Annotated in this window: 10 protein-coding genes; 9 read left to right on the top strand and 1 reads right to left on the bottom strand. The window is 44.0% G+C overall.

Going from position 1 to position 21,610, the window contains the following annotated elements; all coding sequences use genetic code 11:
* The first annotated feature begins 99 nt into the window (after window positions 1-99).
* From AC1DO4_RS12590 to AC1DO4_RS12580, 3 genes are all read left to right on the top strand, one after another.
* Entirely contained in the window at window positions 100-3,450 is a 3,351-nt protein-coding gene (locus AC1DO4_RS12590) for a TonB-dependent receptor (protein WP_477416245.1), read from the top strand.
* Window positions 3,451-3,478: 28 nt separating this feature from the next.
* Window positions 3,479-5,242, top strand: a complete 1,764-nt coding sequence (locus tag AC1DO4_RS12585) for a RagB/SusD family nutrient uptake outer membrane protein (protein WP_477416243.1) — start codon at window positions 3,479-3,481, stop codon at window positions 5,240-5,242.
* Window positions 5,243-5,346: 104 nt separating this feature from the next.
* Window positions 5,347-6,321, top strand: coding sequence for a BT_3987 domain-containing protein (locus AC1DO4_RS12580; RefSeq protein ID WP_477416241.1), 975 nt, complete (start codon window positions 5,347-5,349; stop codon window positions 6,319-6,321).
* 55 nt (window positions 6,322-6,376) lie between these two features.
* Here AC1DO4_RS12580 and AC1DO4_RS12575 read toward each other — a convergent pair whose 3' ends face one another.
* Complete coding sequence (locus tag AC1DO4_RS12575; protein ID WP_477416239.1) at window positions 6,377-6,565, bottom strand: hypothetical protein; 189 nt, start codon at window positions 6,563-6,565, stop codon at window positions 6,377-6,379.
* Here AC1DO4_RS12575 and AC1DO4_RS12570 point away from each other — a divergent pair.
* The 6 genes from AC1DO4_RS12570 (at window position 6,556) to AC1DO4_RS12545 (ending at window position 21,406) form a co-directional block, all read left to right on the top strand.
* Window positions 6,556-9,885, top strand: a complete 3,330-nt coding sequence (locus AC1DO4_RS12570; RefSeq protein WP_477416237.1) for a VCBS repeat-containing protein — start codon at window positions 6,556-6,558, stop codon at window positions 9,883-9,885. The genes AC1DO4_RS12575 and AC1DO4_RS12570 overlap by 10 nt on opposite strands.
* A gap of 86 nt (window positions 9,886-9,971) precedes the next feature.
* Window positions 9,972-11,999 carry a hypothetical protein gene (locus tag AC1DO4_RS12565; RefSeq protein WP_477416235.1) on the top strand — a complete coding sequence of 676 codons (2,028 nt, stop codon included), beginning with the start codon at window positions 9,972-9,974 and terminating at the stop codon, window positions 11,997-11,999.
* Window positions 11,999-13,615: a GxGYxYP domain-containing protein gene (locus AC1DO4_RS12560; RefSeq protein ID WP_477416233.1), complete on the top strand. Its 1,617-nt coding sequence runs from the start codon at window positions 11,999-12,001 to the stop codon at window positions 13,613-13,615. Before AC1DO4_RS12565 ends, AC1DO4_RS12560 begins: the two co-directional genes overlap by 1 nt.
* 157 nt (window positions 13,616-13,772) lie before the next feature.
* Window positions 13,773-16,961 (top strand): beta-galactosidase, LacZ type, encoded by a 3,189-nt coding sequence (gene lacZ / locus AC1DO4_RS12555; protein ID WP_477416231.1) that lies wholly within the window; start codon window positions 13,773-13,775, stop codon window positions 16,959-16,961.
* A gap of 18 nt (window positions 16,962-16,979) precedes the next feature.
* Window positions 16,980-19,271 carry a GH92 family glycosyl hydrolase gene (locus tag AC1DO4_RS12550; protein ID WP_477416229.1) on the top strand — a complete coding sequence of 764 codons (2,292 nt, stop codon included), beginning with the start codon at window positions 16,980-16,982 and terminating at the stop codon, window positions 19,269-19,271.
* 29 nt (window positions 19,272-19,300) lie between these two features.
* Window positions 19,301-21,406 carry a discoidin domain-containing protein gene (locus tag AC1DO4_RS12545; RefSeq protein WP_477416227.1) on the top strand — a complete coding sequence of 702 codons (2,106 nt, stop codon included), beginning with the start codon at window positions 19,301-19,303 and terminating at the stop codon, window positions 21,404-21,406.
* The last annotated feature ends 204 nt before the right edge of the window (window positions 21,407-21,610 follow it).

The following is a 21,610-nucleotide window of genomic DNA, read 5'->3' as shown; positions in this document are numbered from 1 at the left end:
CAACCAATTATTAATTAACCTAACATTCAAATGTATAAAATTTATACTGCATATAAACGCAGGAGAGAATTCTGCGTGCCATTTAAATTATTGTTAACCATGAAACTTACGTTTGTTTTAGTGATAGCAACTTTTCTACAGGTAAGGGCTGCTACGTATGCTCAAACAATATCGGTCATTAAAAAGGGTGCTTCTTTAAAAGAAATTTTTGAGGTAATTGAACAGCAAAGCAATTATACTGTTGTATACGACTCCAAAATGGTTAAGGCCGCTAAGCCTGTTAATATATCTTTAAAAAACGCATCCCTTGAAGAAGTACTGAACCGCTGCCTGGAAGGCCAGATGCTCACCTATACCATTAACCTCAATACCATAGTTATCAGGAGGGCAGCGGCTATTCCACCCCCGGTTCAGCAGGCTATTAAGGTTTCGGGTAGAGTTACCGACGCGAATAATCAGCCTTTACCGGGTGTAAGTATTGTGGTTAAGGGAACCCAAAACGGGGTAGTTTCTGATAGCGACGGGAGATACTCAATTTCGGTTCCCGATCAAAACGCCGTTCTTGTTTTTTCATTTATAGGTTTTGAAATCCAGGAAAAACAAGTTGGTAATAACAATACAATAGACATTCTTTTAAAGGAACAAACATCTAAGCTTAACGAGATAGTTGTGGTGGGTTACGGAACACAAAAAAAGGCTTCAACCACTGCTGCTGTATCCACTTTAAAAGGCGAGCTTGTTGCCAATGCGCCGGTTGCTAACTTAAGCAACAGTTTAACAGGCCGCGTGGCGGGGGTAATTATTACACAGGGAACCGGTGAGCCCGGTTATGATGGGGCAGATATCCACATACGCGGTATAGGTACCACAGGTAACAACTCCCCGCTCATAGTAGTAGATGGTATTTATCGTGACTTTGCCCATTTAGATCCTAATTCTATCGAATCATTTACGGTTTTAAAAGATGCTGCGGCTGTAGCCCCCTATGGTTTGGCGGGTGCCAATGGTGTAATATTAGTTACTACTAAAAAAGGTAAATCCGGTGCACCAAGCTTATCCTATAATAGTTATGTAGGTTTCCAAAACCCAACAAGATTAACCCAAATGGTTAATTCATACCAGTATGCGCTGATGCAGAACGAAGCCGCGTTTAACGAAAACAGCGCAACTGTGCCGTATTCTGCTGCTGATCTGCAGGGCTATCTGAAATCAGCAAATAAGGTGGCAGATGCCGATATTGATAAATATCCAAGCAGTAACGGTTTAAAAGACCTGATCCTGAAAAACCGGGTATTAACAACCCATAATATTGAACTTTCGGGAGGAACCGATAATGTAAAATATTATACGTCCTTAGGTTATACCTACCAGCAGGGGCAATGGTCATCAACTTCGCTAAACAGGTATAATTTGTTAGCAAAAATTGATGCAAAGGCTACAAAAACAACCAACGTATCAGTATCGGTAAGCGGCTGGGTCGAGGATCACTATTATCCGGGCAGGTCTGCCGGCGCCATCATGTACCAGGCATTCCGTAATCCGCCGGTTTATGCTATCAAATATTCAAACGGCTATTATGGCGGATACCAGAACAGGAGTTTATTGGGCGAGGCATATGATAGCGGTTATAATAATGAAGAGAATACCCAGATTATGACTAACCTGAGTATTGAGCAGCAATTACCCTTTTTAAAAGGATTGAGCATAAAGGGAGTTGCAAGTTATGATCCATATTCTGAGTATGCAAAAAACTGGCAAACCCCTGCTACTTATTATTCAGTAAACACATCATCCACACCTTATATATTTTCAAAAGCAACAGATGGCCAGTCCAAACCACTTTTAATTATCAATAACTCTTTAAATAAGGCTTTTACGTACCAGGGTTATCTTAATTACCATAATACTTTTGGCAAAAGCAGTGTTACCTTTTTGGGCGTTGCCGAGTACCGTAACCAAAAATACCGTTCACAACGGGATGAAAGGGATAACTATAACCTGGATATTGACGAACTGGATGCGGGAAGCGCTTTAAGTACTGATACTAAAAATAGCGGCTCTTCCAGCGCGCAAAAGCAGGTGGGTTATGTTTACAGGGCCAACTATACCTATAACGGCAAGTATGTGGCCGAAGCCATAGGCCGTTACGATGGGCATTATTACTTTGCTCCGGGACACAGGTACGGGTTTTTCCCAACTTTTGGCTTATCATGGAATGCCTCTGAAGAAAATTTTATAAAAAATAATTATCCCTGGATTGATGCGCTGAAACTCAGAACATCTTACGGGCAATCCGGAAACCTGGCCGGGGGCTCTTTTCAATACTTAAGTGCTTACCAGTTAGGGTCGGGGGCTGTTTTTACAACAAATGGTACGCCTACAGCTACCCAGGGTGTATATGAAAGTCAGCAGCCTAATCCCAATATTACCTGGGAGCGCCAAAACCAGTTCGACGCCGGTATCGAAGGCACATTGTGGAAAGGTAAATTATCTTTTGAGGTAGATTATTTCCATCAAAAAAGAAATAATATGCTGCTTACCCGCCAGATTACTGCTCCCTCTGAATATGGAATAAGTCTTTCGCAGGAAAACTACGGTATCATGAGTAACCAGGGTTTTGATCTTACCGTGGGTACCGAACAGCATTATGCCAACGGCATGCGGTGGGGAGTAACAGCGATAGTTAGTTACGCTAAAAGTAAATTGTTAAGGGTTGATGAGCTTGCCGATAGTTATAACAATATCAATACACGCCAAACCGGCAGGGCTTTAGGTACACCGTTTGGTTATGTAGCATTAGGCTATTTCCAGGCTGGTGATTTTAATTCAGATGGAAGCTTAAAGGCAGGCATCCCTGCACAACCCTGGGGTACTGTACACCCCGGCGATATCAGGTATGCCGATATAAATGGCGATGGTAAAATAAGTACCGACAACAGTGATAAAAAAGTGATAGGCCATTCATCAACACCGCAAATGCAATTTAGCCTCAGGCCAAATTTTGCATGGAAAGGCTTTGATGTCGACCTGCTGTTCCAGGGAGCTACCCTAAGCAACATACAAATAGGCGGCACTATAGCTTATCCTTTTGATATTGCCTCATCTGCAACACAGCTTCAGTTCCAGGACCATTGGACACCTGCTAATACCAATGCCACGTATCCAAGGTTAACAAGCGCTCCTGTGCCAAACAACCAGCAGTATTCTACATGGTTTATGCGCAATGATACTTATATCAGGCTAAAAAACGCCCAGATAGGATATACACTTTCTTCTAAACTAATCAAACACGTTGGTATCAAATCCGCACGGTTTTATATAGCTGCCCAAAACCTTTGGACCTGGACGCCTTATATGAAAGAAGTGATTGACCCGGAGGCTTCCTCAACTAACGGACAGTATTATTTTCAGCAACAGGTAGTATCATTTGGAACGAACATAACATTCTAAAAAAAACAACCTCTTAAAAAGTAAAAAAATGATCAACATAAACAAAATTTACGGGTACAGTTTTATTGTACTGCTTTTATTAGGTTTATTTTCCTGTAAAAAAGATTTATTGGATGTAACACCTAAAGACAGGCTCTCGGATCAAACCGTTTTTGAATCGGAAGGGAACGCCGATATTTTCCTGAATAATATTTATACAGATTTGCCACACCTGAATAATGAAACAGAATTGCTTGACCAGTTTTCTGACAATTCATATGTAGGGGCCGAATGGTTTGATGCCCGCCAGATGATATACACTGGCGCGGTATCGCCCAATTTAATGCCCGTTGGTCCATGGGGAATGTGGCGCTGGTCGCGCGGAACAAATTCAAATAATGACGGGGCCGGAAATTATGAATTTATAAGGGCGTGTAACCTGTATATTCAAAAGGTAACTGCCTCAAATTTTTCTGCCGATTATAAGAAAAAGAGAATAGCCGAGGTTCGTTTTCTTCGCGCGTTCTTTTATCAGTACCTGTACATTGCCTATGGCGGTGTTCCAATTATAACAGATGTTTTAAATAATACTACCCAGGGCGATGCCATTTATCGCCCCCGGAACACGGCTGATGAAACCGAAAAGTTTATAGTAACTGAACTGGCCGCCGCTGCTGCCGATTTGCCGGTAACTACATCCGATTACGGGCGGGCAACACAGGGAGCTGCTTTAACCTTAAAAGCGTGGGTTGAGCTTTATGCCGCAAGCCCGCTACATAACTCGGGTACGGCAAATGTTGTTGGCGATGCCGGCAAATGGGTACAGGCCGCTGCCACCTATAAGCAGGTAATGAATTTAGGGGCATATGACCTGTTACCCGACTTTGGCACGGTATGGCTACCGGCTAATAACAACAGCAAGGAATCAATATTTGCCATGCAAATGACCAATGCCCAAAGCGGGGGAGGAAGAAGGGAAGGCCTTTACGGACCCGTTGTTGTACACGGCGCTGTAGAAACATGGGGCAACTTTGAACCTACCCAGGAATTGGTTGATGATTTTTCAATGGATAATGGTAAGGCCATTAACGAAGCCGGATCTGGTTACAACGCTCAAAAGCCGTATGACCACCGTGAGAAAAGGTTTTATCAAAGCATTGTGTATGATGGTGCACCATGGCAGGGCGATACAATTTATACCAGGGTTGGCATTGGCAGCCCCAATGAGATCGACTTAAATTCAACCAGGGGAGATGTAACCAATACCGGCTATTATGCACGCAAAACATTGGATGAGAGCATTAAAGGTAACGATAACCTTAATTGCAGCTGCGGACTGGAAAATTATATGTTTTTCCGTTATGCCGAAGTACTATTGGGATATGCCGAAGCACAAAATGAAGCTGTAGGTCCGGATGCCTCTGTGTTGACTGCAGTTAACCAGGTACGCACCCGTGGTGGCAATATGCCAACAGTTGAGGCCACCTATGGCAGTGTAAGCCAGGCCCAGATGAGGCAGATCATCCACCGGGAGCGCCGGGTGGAGTTTGCATTTGAAGATAAACGCTGGTGGGATGTTTTACGCTGGAAAATAGCTTCAACAGTTTTGAATGGCTCTATACACGGTATGCTTATCACTAAAAAGAACGGCGTTTGGAATTACGATCCTACCGCAGTGGTAACAAACAAGCAATGGAACAATAAAATGTATTATATGCCCGTGCCACAGATAGCTATTGATAAAAACCCAAAAATAAAAGCACAAAGCGGCGGTCCGGACAATTGGGTAAATGGCCAAAATCCGGGCTATTAATAGCCAGCATTAATTTTAAAGCATCCGGTTATACCAATAACCAGGATGCTTTAACAACTACAAAATGATTTATACAGGAATTTTAATTTCTATTAAATAAACTGATGATGAAAACAAAAATTAACCATTATATAACGCTGTGCCTAATTATGGCGGGCACTTTAATAGCTGGTTGTAAAAAAGATAAATCCAATAGTACAACGGTTTATATGCCAACAGGCAGGGCTATCGTAAATCAAACATTTGATATTGCAGATACCATCAACTACAGCGCGAGTTTAGTAGGCGCCGATTATCCTACCGTATCAACCGTTGCTGCAAATAACATTAATGTAACATTTAAAGTTGATCCGGCCCTTATAAAGGCTTTCAATGCAGAAAACAATACTTCGTACACTATTCTGCCTACTGATAATTATACCTATGAAACATCGGGCACCATTTCAAAAGGCCAGCCGGCTACCGCCCCGCTAAAACTGATCATTAAAAATGGCGATAAGCTGAACGCTTTTTCAAGCTATTTACTCCCGGTAGGTATTGAACAGGTAAGCGGCGGAACAATAAACAACACCCAAACTTTTACCTATTTTGTGGTAACCCGCTCACCCTCATTAAACAACCTGGTACCTTACGACAGGAGTAAATGGTCGATAGCAGGCAAATCAACCGACGAGCCTGCCGAAGGCGGAGGGAATGGGTTGGCAAAAACCGCGATAGATGATGATGAGGGTACTTACTGGCAATCAAAATGGTCTGGTGGTGAGCCGGGGCCGCCGCACTATATCACTATTGATATGGGCGAAATAAAAACAATTCATGCCGTTGCCGTTGTTGACCGGGATTTTAGCGGCGACTGGGCAACATATGGTCACGGCCAGCCAAAGGCCATGACGGTTTCATTAAGTACAGACGGAGTAAATTGGACTGATGACGGGAATTTCCAGGTGCCTATAGTTGAGCCGCAGGCGCTGATCAGGTTTTTTCTGCCAACGTTTAAAGATGCAAGGTATTTCAGGATAACGGTTACCGATGTTTGGGCTACCAACAGTACCAACATTGCAGAGATATATGCCATGTAATTAACAACATGTAATTAAAAGGTGCAGGTGGAAGCCTGTACTCTTTAATATACCATTACCTGGGTACTGATAAACCATCAGTAACCGGCAGGGAAATCAACCTGTTTGGCACAGCATATTGGCAAATAGCGATGGGTTTTAAACCCATCGCTATGGTGAAGGTTTTAAAAGCTATTGCTGCACCAGGAAGCGTGTGTAAATGTCTTTGTTTTTTTATTATATAAATAGAAACTATTGTATCCATTATCATCCAGGCTGGTTTACGTGTTTTTAGCTGTAGTAAGTTTTACATCAGTTGCCTGTCATCGCAGCCATGAAAACTCCGGGGCAACGGGGCCTGCTTTGTTTACTTTGCTTCCCCCGCAAAAAAGCCACGTCGATTTTAGCAATAACCTAACCGAAGGCCTGAATACCAACATACTGATGTATGAGTATTTCTATAATGGGGGAGGCGTAGCAATTGGCGATTTGAACGGCGATGGGTTAGATGATCTTTATTTTACGGCAAATATGACCGATAATAAACTGTACCTCAACAAAGGGCACATGCAGTTTCGGGATATAACAAACACAGCAGGTGTTGCCGGCCGGCCGGGCCCCTGGAAAACAGGTGTAAGTATGGCCGACGTGAACGGCGATGGTAAATTGGATATCTATGTGTGCTACTCCGGCAAATTATCGGGCGATAAAAGGGTCAATCAGTTGTTCATTAACCAGGGAAATAACCAGGACGGGGTGCCCCGTTTTCAGGAAATGGCGGCGCAGTATGGCTTAGCCGATTCATCCTTTAGCATCCATGCCCTGTTTTTTGATTATGACCGCGACGGCGATCTTGATATGCTGTTGTTGAACCATAATCCTAAAAAGCTGAATAACCTGGATGATGCAGCAATAAAAGAATTGCTGAAAAGCAGGGATACGCTGATAGGCATAAAACTATACCGGAATGATAAGGGGCATTTTAATGATATAACAGAACAGGCTGGTTTAAAAAGTACGGCTTTAACACATGCGTTAAGCGCAGGCATTGCTGATATAGATGGTGATGGCTGGCCGGATATTTATATATCAAATGATTATATAGAGCCCGATTGTTTATACATAAATAACGGCAACGGCAAGTTTACCGATAAGCTGCAGCAGCGCCTTGGGCATACTTCTTATTACTCCATGGGCAATGATGTTACCGATATAAATAACGATGGCTTACCTGATATTTTTACTTTAGATATGCTGCCGGCCGATAACCATCGGCAAAAATTACTGTTTGCGCCCGATAATTATGAAGCATTTAATTTAAATCTGCGTGCAGGTTTTGGGTACCAGTATATGCGCAACATGCTGCATATAAATAATGGAGATAATTCATTCAGCGAAATAGGGCAACTGGCCGGTATTTCAAATACCGACTGGAGCTGGTCGCCTTTGTTTGCCGATTATGATAATGATGGCTGGAAAGACCTGTTTGTGAGCAACGGGTTCACCCGCGATTACACCAACATGGATTTTGTAAAATATGCAGGTGATTATTTGAGGGATAGAAAAGTATGGCGAAAAGACCTGTTAAACCTGGTACAACAAATGCCATCATCGGCTGTAAAAAGTTACTTTTTTAAAAATCAGGGTAATCTTACGTTCGCTGATAGCAGTGCCGGCTGGGGCATCACGCAGCCAGCCAATAGCAATGGGGCAGCCTATGCCGATCTTGACAACGATGGCGATGTTGACCTGGTGGTAAACAATATAAATCAACCCGCTTTTATTTACCAGAACCAGGCTAATAAACAAAGCCGCAATCATTATCTTAAAATTAAGTTAAATAGCGCCGGGATGAACACCCAGGGCATAGGGGCCAGGGTAACTATCTACGTAAAAGGTAAAAAGCAATACCAGCAACAAATGCCCGCCAGGGGCTACCAATCCAGCATATCACCCGTGTTAAACTTTGGCCTGGGTAAAGAAAAACGGGTGGATTCGCTCAGAATAGTATGGCAACAGGGCAACACCGAAATTATTAAAAATATAGGGGCCGACCGGGAACTTACTTTACAGGAAAAGGATGCCAAAAGCCAGTACAAAAAGCCGGAACGTAAAGCAGCACTTTTTGCAGCGGTAAAATCGCCCATAAACTATAAACCGCTGGTACTGCCTGTGAATGATTTTAAGCGTCAGCCTTTAATGGTTAATCCGATGTCGTTTTCGGGGCCATGCCTGGTGAAGGGAGATGCTAACGGAGATGGTTTAGACGATGTTTATGCCGGTGGCGGAAATGGCAAAGCGGGCGTGATTTATATCCAGCAAAAGAACGGCAGTTTTATACCGAAAGTTGAACCTGCTTTTGAGGCTGGCCAACAAAGTACCGATGCCGATGCTGTTTTTTTTGATGCCAACGGCGATGCCAAACCCGATTTGTATGTATGCGCTGGCGGTTATGATAATTATGCGCCAAATGATGCCCGGTTACAGGATAGGTTATATTTAAATGATGGCAAGGGGAATTTTATAAAATCGGCCAATGCATTGCCCAAAATGTTAAGCAGTAAAAGCTGTGTAAGGGTTGCCGATATAAATGGAGATGGTTATCCCGATCTTTTTGTAGGCGGCAGGGTAGTACCCGGGCGCTATCCCGAACCCCCGCAAAGCTACATTCTCATTAACGATGGTAAGGGACATTTTACGGATGAAACCCTGCGGATTGCACCGCAATTACAGTTTATTGGCATGGTAACCGATGCGGCCTGGGTTGATATGAATAGCGACAAAATACCCGACCTGGTTATTGTTGGTGAGTGGCTGCCCATAACAGTTATGATTAATACAACAGGCAAACTCGTTAATAAAACGAGGGCATATTTTGATAAAAATTACAGTGGCTGGTGGAATAAGCTGCTGGTAGCCGACTTTAATAATGACGGCAAACCCGATTTGGTGGCAGGAAACCTGGGACTGAATAGCCAGTGTAAAGCCAGCGACAGCGAGCCTGCCGAAATGTATTATAACGATTTTGATGACAACGGCGCTATTGACCCGATATTATGTTTTTATATCCAGCATAAAAGTTATCCCTATGTAACCCGCGACGAGCTGCTTGACCAGATTAGCGTAATGCGTCCCCGGTTTCCCGACTATAAAAGTTACGCAGATGTCACCATAAACGACATTTTCACTAAAGACATGCTGAAATCGGCAGGTCATTTACAGGCCAATTACTTGAAAACAGCCTGTTTTGAAAGCGGCGCCGATGGCCGGTTACATGACCAGGCACTGCCAGCAGAGGTACAGTTTTCGCCGGTATACACCATAACCCGGCTTGATTATGACCACGATGGTAAGGATGACCTGTTACTGTGCGGCAATATTAACCGCGCCCGTTTACGCTTTGGTAAATACGATGCCAACTATGGCGTTTTGCTGAAAGGAGATGGTAAAGGCCACTTTAATTATATGCCCCAGCAATTATCCGGCTTTAATTTACGGGGCGACGTACGGAGCGTGATATCAATCAACCAAACCCTCCTGTTTGGTTTAAACCAGCAGGAAATAAAGGCCTATAGGATGCCATAAATAAAAGATAAACACGGTACAGGTGCAGGTAACCGGGTAATGAGTAAAATAGAAATTGAGCCGACTAAATAATATAAAACTTTGATATGAAAATAAATGCAGTAAGTAATAGGGTAAACAAATTAGGGATGGTTTCCTTGGTGTTGATCTGTTTTACTTTTTTAAACGTATTAAATACCAGCGCGCAAATCCAGGTAACAGATGTTTTGGTAAATAATGGCGCCGGAAGAATATTTGATGGCATAGGGGGAGTAAGCGGCGGTGGCGGTACCTCGCGCTTACTTATTGATTATCCTGCCAAGCAGCAAAACGAAATTTTAGATTACCTTTTTAAGCCGGGCTATGGCGCATCGCTTCATATACTGAAGGTAGAAATTGGTGGTGATGTAAATACAACCAACGGAGCCGAAGCCAGCCACATGCGTACGCCCGGTGACCAGAATTATAACAGGGGATATGAATGGTGGTTAATGAAACAGGCCAAATTGCGGAACCCCCGGATTAAATTATACGCGCTTGAATGGGGTGCCCCCGGCTGGTTTAAAGATGGGTTTTGGTCTGATGATAATATCAGTTACATTATTAACTGGCTTAAACACGCCAAAGCCGACCATGATTTAACCATCGACTATATAGGCGGCTGGAACGAACGCGGTTATAACAAACCATGGTATCAAAAGCTGAAAGCCGCGCTTGATAAAAACGGGTTGCAAACAAAAATAGTGGCAGATGATGGCGGTGGCTGGAGTGTTGCCAAAGATATGTCTGCCGATTCGGCGTTTCGTTCAGCAGTATCTATTGTTGGGCAGCATTACCCCTGCAGCGATAACGGAAAAGGTATCGGCTGTGCAAGCAGTACCGAAGCCCAGGCGCTGAACAAGCCACTTTGGGCCAGCGAACACGGAACCAATAATTATGACCTGGGCGCCGCTGCTATTGCCAGGAGTTACAACAGGGGTTACATAGAAGGTAAAATGACAGCCTACCTCAACTGGGCCCTTATTGCGGCCTGGTATGCAACATTGCCGCATGCAGGTGAGGGCCTGATGCTTGCCGATCAGCCATGGTCTGGTAATTATAAGGTGGGAAAAAGCATATGGGCTATAGCGCATACCGCGCAATTTGTTAAACCGGGATGGCAGTATGTTGATAGTGCATGCGGCTTTTTAAAAGGTAATGGTACCTATGTAACGCTTAAAAGTGGTAAAGACTACAGCATTATTGCCGAAACCATGGATGCTAACAACAGCCAGCAGATCAATATTAAACTCGCCAATGATTTTCCTGGTGCAACTGTACATGTTTGGCAAACCAACCTGAATTCGGCCGACGAAAAAGATTATTTTGTGAAGCAAAACGATGTTTCGCCGGTTAATAATTCATTTTCTGTTTTATTAAAACCAGGTTGTGTTTATAGTTTTACCACAACTACCGGGCAATCAAAAGGAGAGGCCCGGCCACCCGCCCGATCAGCTTTGCGGTTGCCTTATACAGATAATTTCGAAGCATACAGCACCGATAATATTCCCAGGTACTTTTCCACCCTTGAGGGAGCCTTTGAAGTAGCCGGTAACCACGGCGCGCGGGCAGGAAAGTATTTGCGCCAGCAGGTTTCGCAGGCGCCTATATCATGGCTTAATAAGCCCATGGCGCCGTTTACCATAATGGGAGATCCGGATTGGAAAAACTACAGCGCTGCCATTGATGTATTGATGGATAAACCCGGATATATTGAACTGTATGGCCGGGTACAAAAACAACCGATGAACTGGAGATTTGTAAGTGTACAGGGATACCACTTGCGGTTAAACAGTTCGGGAGCATGGTCTTTATATTACCAAAATCCAGATCCTAAAGATACCGCCATTAATATGCCGCCGCTAAACACGGTGCTTGCTTCGGGCCGGGTACCCCTTGGTTTAAACAGCTGGCATAAAATTAAGCTGAGCTTTTTCAAGGGCCGGATAAAGGTTTTTGTTGATCAAAAACAAGTGGCTTCGTTAACCGACAGCCATTCATCGGGCGGGCAGATTGGTTTGGGTGTTAGCCCATGGATCAATGCCTGCTTTGATAACCTATCCATTAATTCCACAGATACTAACCAATCAAAATAATGATAAAATCAGGTAAAATACTTCAGCTGGCATTAATCATTGCAACTACGTTTTGCATTGCATGTAAAAAAGGCTCAAAAACCGGGAATATTGTTCCGCCCACCACCGTTATCCAGGGCGGTACGGATACGCTTAAAAGCGGGCAATCATTAAACAAAGGCATAGTTCACCCAAAGGGTGTAAAGCTGGCATCGCTGGATATTATTTTGGGTAGCAGTCTTTCTGCCGAACAAAAAGTATTGGTTTCCACATTGCAGGGATTGGTAGCAAAAACATCCTCCGAACAAATTTACATTGATGAAGGCGGTCCTTCCGGTGTATGGACGGCTTATCTTAAAAGTAAATACGGCATAACCCTTAACAATTATACCTCCTGGACCGACCTGGCAACTCACTTTAAAAATAAGATCGCAGGTTATGTTTTATATAACCGGGCAAAAAATCCCCGCTCGCTTACCGCGGCAAACTCGCTTTGCGGCCCTATGAATGCCATTGCCGTAGATGCCAGCCTGGAAAAAGCAGTTAAGGCGCTCGGCATCACAAAAATAAAAGCAGACGTACAAAACAGGGACGAAAAGTGGGTATACACCAACTATCAGCAGGTTTTTAGTAAGCAGCTTGCCGCTGAGCAAAACCCGGATATTAATCACCACCTGCGCGACTATATAACGCTAACCAATGCATTTGCGTTTTATGATGGTAATTCATCCTTTCGTACCAGTGTTCTTCAGGGTTTAAATACCGGGGCCTTTTGTTTTGGTTATGGCCAGGATGAGTTTAACATGGTGAAAAATGCCGCCTTGCAAGGTATCCCAATGCTGCCTACGGACCTGGCGGCTAACCTTGCGCCGCTAAGCAGTGTATATGATACTTCCGGGCTACGTCAAAAAACGTTTGCTACCCCAAAAACCGAAGAGCATGTTCATTATGTTACTTTTTTAGTGAGCGATGGCGATAACCTTTCTGTTGATACCTGGCAACTGAATAACTATTTTAATAATCCGGTACGCGGATCATTTGATATGGGATACACAATTAGTCCCTCCATGGTCGACCTGGCCCCTTCTGTGCTCAGCTGGTATTATGCAAATGCAGCCAATAGGAGCCACAAAGACTTTTTTGTAGCCGGCCCCAGCGGCAGCGGATATACTTTTCCAAGCCAGATGCCGGCGGGCAAACTGGATGCCTACCTTTCGGTTTTAAATACCTACATGGGAGCCGCCGGGCTTAATATATGTAACATATTAGATCAAAACCTGGCTGGCAACATGGATATCTGGAATAAATACCTTGCCCAGCCAAATATCGACGCGCTTATTTATACCGGTTATGGCGAATCTCCAAATGGTTCAATTCGATTTTCGGCCAACGGAAAACCAATAATAGAAGAAAGGGACAACCTTTGGCAAGGTCTGGAAGAGGAATCAACGGTTATTAATAACATAAATTCCCGCCCGGCAAATCCGCATAGCGCCGATGGTTATACACTGGTATTTGTACACATCTGGACCAAAGACCTATCCAACATACAAACGGTGGTTAAGGGGCTTAACTCCAATGTGAGGGTAGTAACCCCGGATGCGTTTGTTAAATTAATTAAGGCCAACCTTAAATAAGAGCATAAAGTGACAACAATCCTACGTAGGGTTTTTAGGATTTAAAATTAATTTAAAAAGCTTTACGAATTTCGGCCATGATTGTGTCTTTATATAGGTGATGGCTCAGGGTTGCTTAAACATGAATCACAATTAAATTATCAATATTATTTACCAAATGAATTTTAAAAAAATAGTACCCTTTTTTTTCTCTTTCATCAGTTTAAGCCAGGCCTACAGCCAAACGCCCGATTGGGAGAACGAGCAGGTTTATGGTATCAATAAGGAGGTTACACACGTAACCTATATACCTTATGCCAATATGCAACAGGCCATAAAGGATATAGCCGAAACCTCACCTTATTATTTCAGCCTCGACGGGCAATGGAAATTCAACTGGGTAAAGCAACCCTCAGAAAGGCCGCAGGATTTTTACCGCAATGATTTTAACGACAGCGGTTGGAAAACAATCCCTGTACCCAGTAACATGGAAATGCAGGGCTATGGAGCACCAATTTACACCAACTTTATTTATCCATTTCGGCCTGTACCACCAAAAGTAATCAGCCAGTCGCCACCCGATTGGACAGTGAGCAAGGAGCCTAATCCCGTAGGCTCATACCGGCGCAGCTTTGATATGCCCGCAGGCTGGAACGGCAAAGAAGTATTTGTGCATTTTAACGGTGTCCAGAGCGCATTTTATATCTGGGTGAACGGCCAAAAAGTTGGTTATAGTGAAAACAGCATGAGCCCTGCCGAATTTGATATAACCAAATATGTAAAGCCCGGCAGAAATAATATAGCGGTAGAAGTATATAAATACAGCGATGGCAGCTACCTGGAAGACCAGGATATGTTCAGGTTTAGCGGTATTTTCAGGAGCATATTTGTATTTGCCACTCCCAAACTGCATCTGAGGGACTATTTTATCCAGTCGGATCTGTCGGCAGATTTTTCATCAGCCAAATTCTCGGTTAAAGCGGCTATAAAGAATAGTGATGTTAAAAAATCTGCTGGGGTTACACTGGAAGTAAATATATACCAGCCGGATGGTAAACTATTAAACGGATCTGCCTTTATTACGCAAGATCTGGCGTCAATTAATGCTGAATCAGAAAAAAGCTATCACCTGGCAGGTAATATCAGCCATCCGCTTTTATGGTCGGCAGAAATGCCAAACCTTTATAAGGTGGTATTCGCCCTGAAGGATAAAAAAGGCAATATACAGGAAGTAACAGCCTCGGAGTTTGGCTTCCGTAAGGTAGAGATCAAAGACAGCAGGCTTTTTGTAAATGGTAAAGCTATATTGCTAAAAGGTGTTAACCGCCACGAAGTACATCCAAAATATGGCAAAACCATTCCGCTTGAAACCATGATTGCCGACATCAAATTGATGAAGCAATACAATATCAACACCGTACGTACCTGTCACTACCCGGATGACCCGGCCTGGTATAAACTGTGCGACGAATATGGTTTATATGTGATTGATGAAGCCAACCTGGAAACCCATGGGATGGAAGATAAGCTAACGAAAGACCCCAAATGGAAAGGTGCTTATGTTGACCGGGAAGTACGACTGGTAGAACGGGATAAAAACCATCCCTCGGTAATCATCTGGTCGATGGGGAACGAATCATGGGGTGGAGAGAATTTTGTATCGGGTAAAGCAGCCATCCTGAACCTTGATCAATCGCGCCCTATCCATTATGAAGGACAGAATGAAATAGCTGATATAGAATCGAGCATGTACCCATCTATCGGCGACCTGACCAAAGAGGGTGAAAAAGACTCAGCAAAACCATTTTTCATGTGCGAATACGCACATGCCATGGGTAATGCCATTGGCGACCTGAAAGAATACTGGGATGCCATTGAATCGCATAAACGACTGATTGGCGGCTGTATCTGGGAATGGGTTGACCAGGGTGTTAACAAGGCCATCCCCGGCGATACATCCGGCAAAACTTTTTTTGCCTATGGCGGCGATTTTGGCGATAAACCAAATGACGGAACATTCAGCATTAAGGGACTGATAACCTCGGACCGACAAATAAAACCCGAAATTGAAGAAGTAAAAAAAGTTTACCAGTACATTGGTATAAAAGCAGGAGATATATTACAGGGTAAAATAAGCGTTACCAATAAATACGCTTTTATTAACCTTAACCAGTTTGACCTTACCTGGTCGCTGGCTGCCAATGGCAAGGTGATCCAGTCGGGCATAATTGCTCCGTTAAACCTGCCGGGAGGGCAAACGGCCACAGTACAAATTCCATTCACCAAACCTGTGCTGCTGGCCGGTGCGCAATACTGGCTTACTGTATCATTTAAGCTGCGTGAGGATAATTTGTGGGCAAAGCAGGGGCATACAGTGGCCTGGGAACAGATGGCTGTACCTTTTGAAACACTGGCCGCACCGGTAATAAATACAGCAAATGCAGCTGATATGGATTTGAAACAGGATGATAGCCGGGTGAGCATTTTGGGTAAATCATTTAGTGTGGTATTTGATAAAACAACCGGAACTATTGCATCCCTAAACTACGGCAACAGGGCTATTATTAACAATGCGCAAAACGGCCCCATGTTTAACCTTTATCGCGCCCGGATGGATAATGACCGAACCAAAGAGCGTGGTCCTTACATAGAATGGATGAAAGCAGGTTATGACAGTTTGAAGTATACGCTTAAAAGTTTCACCCTAAATAAAATCAACAATAAACAGGCAACCATAACAACAGTAACTGATGCCGTAACAGGTTCGGGTTTTAAAGTTACAACTACCGTTAGCTATACCGTTTATGGGAATGGTTTTATCAATGTGGAAGCTCAGTTCAGTCCCGGTAAAAACGACCTGGATATTCCGCGGTTAGGTTTGCGGATGTTTTTAAAGGAGGGGCTTGAAAATGTGGAGTGGTATGGCCGCGGACCTCATGAAAATTATTCGGACCGGAAGGAATCGGCTGCTTTTGGCCAGTACCAAAAAATGGTAAATCAGATGCTGGAACCTTATGAACGGCCGCAGGGCATGGCCAACCGGGAAGATGTACACTGGCTAAAAATAACCGATGAGGAGAATAATGGTATAGAGATAGTTGCAAATGGTAAACTAAACTTCACCACCTTGCATTACACCGACCAGGACCTGCAAAAGGCCGATCATTTGTACCAGTTAAAGCCACGCAAAGAAACCGTATTGAGCCTTGATTACCAACAGTTGGGGATTGGTAATGCCAGTTGCGGGCCGATAGCATTACCCCAGTATTATATACCAGCCGTTCCGGCCGGCATCTCATTTAGCATCCGCCCGTATAGCCCTGTTGTTGGCGATGGGGACGAATATGCCAGGTCGGCAATAAAATAAACGTTAAAGTCAAACACGATGAATAAAAATATTTTTTCATTATTGCTGTTACTTGCACTTTCAGCAGGGGCAAGTGCTCAAACCGGTCGTCCACTTACCGATCCTGTGGAATATATCAATCCTTTAATGGGCACGCTGTCAAAACCCGAACTATCAAACGGGAATACATACCCGGCTATAGCTTTGCCCTGGGGCATGAATTTCTGGACGCCGCAAACGGGCAAAATGGGAGATGGCTGGCAATACCGCTATGATGCCGATAAGATCCGCGGCTTTAAGCAAACCCATCAGCCCTCGCCCTGGATGAACGACTACGGCGTGTTTTCGATACTACCCGAGACCGGTAAGCCTGAACTTGATGAAAATAAGCGCGCCAGCTGGTTTTCGCACAAGGCCGAAATTGCCAAACCCTATTATTACAGCGTTTACCTGGCCGATTATAATGTAACAACCGAAATTACACCAACGGAACGTGCCGCCAGTTTCAGGTTTACCTTTCCTAAAACCGATAGCGCCCATATTGTAATTGATGCTTTTGATAAAGGATCCTATATCAAAATAATTCCCGGTGAGCAAAAGATCATAGGCTATAGTACCAAAAACAGCGATGCTGTACCCGCTAACTTTAAAGATTACTTTGTGATTTATATTGATAAGCCATTCAAAGTAGCATCGGCCTGGCACAACAATAAAGCAGATGATGATGTGCTTGAGCTTAAAGACGATCATGTTGGCGCTGTTATCAGCTTCAGCACAACAAATAACGAGCAGGTGCATTTAAAGGTGGCCTCATCATTTATCAGCATTGAGCAGGCAGAACAAAACCTGAAGAGCGAAATAGGGAATGATAGTTTTGCCGCGACCAAACAAAAAGCCAAAGCGGTATGGAACAAAACATTAAGCCGATTATCTGTTGAGGGTGGCACAATTGACCAAACCCGCACCTTTTATTCCTGCCTGTACCGGATGTTGTTTTTCCCTAACAGGATGTACGAGAAGGATGCTAAAGGGCAGATCATACATTACAGTCCTAATAACGGTAAAATATTGCCGGGATATATGTTTGCCGGTACCGGTTTCTGGGATACCTTCAGGGCTTTATATCCTTTCCTGAACCTTGTTTATCCATCCATGAACAAAGAAATGCAGGAAGGCCTGATCAATGATTATAAAGAGGGCGGCTGGCTGCCCGAATGGTCGAGCCCGGGTTATGCGCAAAGCATGATAGGCAATAACTCAGCCTCGGTTGTCGCCGAGGCATATCTGAAGGGATTGCGCGGCTATGATATAAACATTTTGTATACAGCATTATTGCATGGCGCTAATAATGAAGGGCCGCTTGAAGCTATTGGCCGTAAAGGAGTTAAATATTATAATGAGCTGGGCTACGTACCTTATGATGTAAACATCAATGAAAATGCGGCCCGTACGCTTGAATACGCCTATGACGATTTTGCCATTTATCAATTAGGTAAAGCCCTCGGTCGCCCGGCAGCAGAAACCGGTATTTATAAAAAACGAAGCCTGAATTACCGTAACCTGTTTGATCCCTCGGTAGGTTTAATGCGCGGCAAGAATAAGGATGGTTCGTTCCAGTCACCCTTTAATTCCTTTAAATGGGGCGGCGCCTTTACCGAAGGTAATAGCTGGCACTACAGCTGGGCATCGCTGCATGATATCCAGGGGCTCATCAACCTGATGGGCGGCAAAAAACAGTTTACCACTAAACTTGATTCTGTATTTACCCTGCCGCCAATTTTTGATAACAGCTATTATGGCCAAACCATTCACGAGATCCGCGAAATGCAGATAGCAGGTATGGGGCAGTACGCACATGGCAATCAACCCATACAACACATGACCTACCTGTACAATTATGCAGGCGAACCCTGGAAAACCCAATACCATGTACGCGATGTAATGAACAAACTATACAAGGCCACACCCGATGGTTATTGTGGCGATGAAGACAATGGGCAAACATCTGCATGGTATGTGTTTTCGGCTATGGGTTTTTACCCGGTATGCCCGGCAAGCGATCAGTATGTATTGGGTGCCCCGTTATTTAAAAAGGTTACCTTAAGCCTGGAGAATGGAAAAGTGGTAACTATTAACGCCCCTGGGAACAGCGAACAGCAAAAATATGTAAACAGCTTAAAGTTCAACGGAAATATGTATGATAAAAACTGGTTAAGCCATAAGGCGTTGTTACAAGGCGCGGTTATTGATTTTAATATGTCGGCTGTTCCCAATAAACAAAGAGGTATTAATGAAGCTGATTTTCCGTATTCTTTAAGCAATGAAAAATAAACCAAACATCCTAAATTAAATATATGACCATGAAAAGAATATTGGCACTCTTGTGTTTACTGGCTGTATCGGCGGCTACATTTGGGCAGCAGGCGCCAAAACCTTACGGCGCACTGCCAGCTACAAGACAACTAAGATGGCACGAAATGGAGATGTACTGCCTGATACATTTTGGCGCCAATACCTATTTAGATCATGAGTGGGGGTATGGGGATGAAGATCCAAAATTGATCAACCCAACGCAGTTTAACGCCAAACAAATTGTTGGGGCTGCCAAAGCAGGTGGTTTTAAGGGGATAATTATAGTAGCCAAACACCATGATGGCTTATGCCTTTGGCCCACCAAAACAACCAGCCATAACATTTCGCAAAGTAACTGGAAAGGGGGCAAAGGCGATATTTTGAAAGAATATCAAATAGCCTGCAGTCAGTTGGGTATGAAGTTAGGTGTTTATTGCTCTCCCTGGGACAGGAATAATCCTCATTATGGCAAACCGGAGTACCTGCAAATTTATCGCGCGCAGTTAAAGGAGCTTTATAGCAATTACGGGCCATTATTTGCCTCGTGGCATGATGGCGCAAACGGGGGCGATGGTTATTACGGCGGGGCAAAGGGAACCCGGAGTATTGACCGCACCACTTATTATGACTGGGAAAATACCTGGGCTATTACCCGTAAAATGCAGCCGGGCGCGTTTATTTTTGGAGATGTAGGGCCCGATGCCCGCTGGGTAGGTAATGAGTTTGGTCACGCGGGCGAAACCTGCTGGGCAACCTACACACCGCATGCGCCGGATGAAGGTAAAAAACCGGCAAACGGGTATGTTATATCCGAAGAAGCCACCGAGGGTACGCGTAATAGTAAATACTGGATGCCGGCAGAGTGTGATGTACCCTTAAGACCGGGCTGGTTTTATCATGCTTCACAAAATCCGCAGGTAAAAAAGCCATCTGAGTTGCTTGATCTGTATTACGAAAGCGTAGGCCGTGGCGCCGATCTTGACCTTGGTCTTTCCCCCAATCAAAAAGGACTGCTTGACCAGGCAGATGTAAACTCATTAAAAGGTTTCGGCGATCTTGTAAAACAAACATTTGCCGTTAACCTTGCAAAGGGCGCCAAACTAAAAGCAAGCAATATACGCGGAAACAACAGCGCCAAATTTGGGCCTCAATTTTTGTTTGATAATGACAGGTATACCTACTGGGCTACCGATGATAAAATAACACAACCCGAACTAACCCTGGATTTAAGCGGCGTAAAAACTTTTAATGTGATCCGTTTGCGCGAGAATATAAAACTGGGCCAGCGCATTGAATCTGTAGCGGTAGATGCCATGCTAAGCGGGGAGTGGAAAGAAATTGCAACAGCTACCAGTATAGGCGCCAACAGGCTCATCAGGTTGCCCAATAATATCACAGCAAGTAAAGTGCGACTGCGCATCACCGGTTCTCCGGTTTGTATTGCCTTAAGCGATTTTGGTTTGTTTAAAGAGCCGGTTCATTTAAAAGCTCCGGCGATCAGCAGGGAAAAATCGGGCATGGTTCAAATTAAATCCGGGGACAGCAAATTGGCTATACGTTATACCCTGAACGGAACCGATCCAGTTTTAAGTTCGCCGCTTTATAGCCAGCCATTTGCGCTGCCCGATGGCGGTACGGTTAAGGCCAGGTGCTTTAACGGCGAAAAACATGCAGGCGATATCAGTACGCAGGTATTTGGCGCAAGTAAAAAGGGCTGGAATGTTATACAGGCTCCAGCCGGTACCAATGCCGAATACGCAATTGACGAGGACGAGGGTACAAACTGGAACACGCTAAACGCCGGTTTGCCTTTCCCACAGGAGGTTGCGGTGGATATGGGTAAAGTGCAACAAATAAATGCCTTTACCTATTTGCCAAGGCAGGATCATCAAGTAGAGGGGATTATTGATGGGTATGCCTTTTATATTAGTGATAATGGCAAGGATTGGAGAATAGCCCGCGACGGCGTATTTTCAAATATGGAAGCTAACCCCGTTCAGCAATTGATAATACTTAAAGAGCCGGTAAAGGCCCGTTATTTCAAATTTACGGCATTACATACCAATCATGGAAAAGGGGTTTCGGTTGCCGAATTAGGGATTATTATAAAATAAAAACGAGTCCGTTATCTGCCCATAATTAAAGTATAACGAAAATCCTCAAAAGGCAGGTTATTCCTTCTTAAACAGCTTATATACATAACCTGTTACTCACCCCATATGGGACAAGGTCATTTAAATGATTTTTGTCCCATTTCTTGTATCCGGCTGTTGACTTTTAGTTAAACCGTAAGGTTTCTGTATTTAAGCTTATACGAA

The sequence above is a fragment of the Mucilaginibacter sp. P5_A6 genome (assembly GCF_056400585.1).
Note: the sequence above shows the minus strand (reverse complement) of the source record. Positions and strands in the feature narration are given on the sequence as shown.